At 55.1% G+C, this 3,235-nt stretch carries 1 rRNA gene; it reads right to left on the minus strand.

Annotated elements, in window-relative coordinates:
• Positions 1-57: 57 nt before the first annotated feature.
• Positions 58-3,191, minus strand: a 23S ribosomal RNA gene (locus tag ACYP01_RS00005).
• Positions 3,192-3,235: the final 44 nt, after the last annotated feature.

Consider the following 3,235-nt stretch of genomic DNA (forward strand, 5'->3'; position numbering starts at 1 on the left):
TTCTCATCAGTATCTGTGTGTTGTTTCAGATACCGCACAGTGGACGCGTAGCTTCTTTGTGGTAAGTCCTCGGCCTATTAGTACCAGTCACCTGCATGCATTACTGCACTTCCAGTTCTGGCCTATCAACCCGGTGGTCTGCCGGGGGCCTTACCCCCTCGAGGGGGTGAGAAACCTCATCTTGGAACAGGCTTCCCGCTTAGATGCTTTCAGCGGTTATCCCTTCCGAACGTAGCTAACCAGCGGTGCTCCTGGCGGAACAACTGGCACACCAGAGGTTCGTCCGTCCCGGTCCTCTCGTACTAGGGACAGCCTTCCTCAAGTTTCTAACGCGCGCGGCGGATAGAGACCGAACTGTCTCACGACGTTCTAAACCCAGCTCGCGTGCCGCTTTAATGGGCGAACAGCCCAACCCTTGGGACCTACTCCAGCCCCAGGATGCGACGAGCCGACATCGAGGTGCCAAACCATCCCGTCGATATGGACTCTTGGGGAAGATCAGCCTGTTATCCCCGGGGTACCTTTTATCCGTTGAGCGACACCGCTTCCACTTGCCGGTGCCGGATCACTAGTCCCGACTTTCGTCCCTGCTCGACCTGTCAGTCTCACAGTCAAGCTCCCTTGTGCACTTGCACTCGACACCTGATTGCCAACCAGGCTGAGGGAACCTTTGGGCGCCTCCGTTACATTTTGGGAGGCAACCGCCCCAGTTAAACTACCCACCAGGCACTGTCCCTGAACCAGATCATGGTCCGAGGTTAGAGGTCCAATTCGATCAGAGTGGTATTTCAACAACGACTCCACGATAACTGGCGTCACCGCTTCACAGTCTCCCACCTATCCTACACAAACCGAACCGAACACCAATACCAAGCTGTAGTGAAGGTCCCGGGGTCTTTTCGTCCTGCCGCGCGTAACGAGCATCTTTACTCGTAATGCAATTTCGCCGAGTCTACGGTTGAGACAGCTGAGAAGTCGTTACGCCATTCGTGCAGGTCGGAACTTACCCGACAAGGAATTTCGCTACCTTAGGATGGTTATAGTTACCACCGCCGTTTACTGGGGCTTAAATTCTCAGCTTCGCTCCCGAAGGAACTAACCGGTCCTCTTAACCTTCCAGCACCGGGCAGGCGTCAGTCCGTATACATCGTCTTACGACTTCGCACGGACCTGTGTTTTTAGTAAACAGTCGCTTCTCACTGGTCTCTGCGGCCCCACCCAGCTCAGACAGTAAATGTCGTCACCAGACAGGGCCCCCCTTCTCCCGAAGTTACGGGGGCATTTTGCCGAGTTCCTTAACCATAGTTATCTCGATCGCCTTAGTATTCTCTACCTGACCACCTGTGTCGGTTTGGGGTACGGGCCGTGTGAAAGCTCGCTAGAGGCTTTTCTCGGCAGCATAGGATCACTGAATTCGCCTCAATCGGCTACGCATCACGTCTCAGGCTATGTGCGACCCGGATTTGCCTAGGTCACGCCCTACACGCTTACACCAGTATTACCACTGACTGGCTCAGCTACCTTCCTGCGTCACCCCATCGCTTGGCTACTACCAGATCAGGTCCCATGCATCCACCAACTCGAGACCCGAAGGTCTTCTCGTGGCTTCAGGATGGTTAGTATCACTGATTCACCATGGGCGCGTTCACACGGGTACGGGAATATCAACCCGTTGTCCATCGGCTACGCCTGTCGGCCTCGTCTTAGGTCCCGACTCACCCTGGGCGGATTAACCTGGCCCAGGAACCCTTGGTCATTCGGCGGACGAGTTTCTCACTCGTCTTTCGCTACTCATGCCTGCATTCTCACTCGTGTGGCCTCCACGGCTAGGTCACCCTGCCGCTTCCATGGCCACACGACGCTCCCCTACCCATCCACACACCTGCCAGAAAATCCGTGGATCAACTGGGGGCTATTGCGTGAATGCCGCAGCTTCGGTGGTGTACTTGAGCCCCGCTACATTGTCGGCGCAGGATCACTTGACCAGTGAGCTATTACGCACTCTTTCAAGGGTGGCTGCTTCTAAGCCAACCTCCTGGTTGTCTTCGCGACCCCACATCCTTTTCCACTTAGTACACGCTTAGGGACCTTAGCTGGCGATCTGGGCTGTTTCCCTCTCGACTACGAACCTTATCGCCCGCAGTCTCACTGCCGCGCTCTCACTCACCGGCATTCGGAGTTTGGCTGATTTCGGTAAGCTTGTGGGCCCCCTAGACCATCCAGTAGCTCTACCTCCGGTGAGAAACACGCGACGCTGCACCTAAATGCATTTCGGGGAGAACCAGCTATCACGGAGTTTGATTGGCCTTTCACCCCTACCCACAACTCATCCCCTCAGTTTTCAACCTAAGTGGGTTCGGTCCTCCACGACGTCTTACCGTCGCTTCAACCTGGCCATGGGTAGATCACTCCGCTTCGGGTCTAGAGCATGCCACTGACTCGCCCTATTCGGACTCGCTTTCGCTACGGCTACCCCACACGGGTTAACCTCGCGACATGCCACTAACTCGCAGGCTCATTCTTCAAAAGGCACGCCATCACCCCCAGCAGTAAACTGCTCGAAGGCTCTGACGGATTGTAAGCGCACGGTTTCAGGTACTATTTCACTCCCCTCCCGGGGTACTTTTCACCTTTCCCTCACGGTACTAGTCCGCTATCGGTCACCAGGGAGTATTCAGGCTTATCGGGTGGTCCCGACAGATTCACACCAGATTTCACGGGCCCGGTGCTACTTGGGTTTCCATTACAACAGTCACAAAGTTTTCGTGTACGGGATTCTCACCCTCTACGACAGGCCGTTCCAGACCACTTCCACTAACCCTGTGATTTCTTACTGTTGGCCTGCTCGGCAGAACAGACAAAATGAACCCCACAACCCCACGAATGCAACACCTGCCGGCTATCACACACCCATGGTTTAGCCTCTTCCGCTTTCGCTCGCCACTACTCACGGAATCACGGTTGTTTTCTCTTCCTGTGGGTACTGAGATGTTTCACTTCCCCACGTTCCCTCCACACGCCCTATATATTCAGGCGCGGGTAACACGACATCACTCGTGCTGGGTTTCCCCATTCGGACATCCTCGGATCACAGCTCGGTTGACAGCTCCCCGAGGCTTATCGCAGCCTCCTACGTCCTTCATCGGCTCCTGGTGCCAAGGCATCCACCGTACGCTCTTCATTACTTACAACAAAGATGCTCGCGTCCACTGTGCAGTTCTCAAACAACACACAA

The organism is Rhodococcus sp. no. 34, from assembly GCF_054589475.1.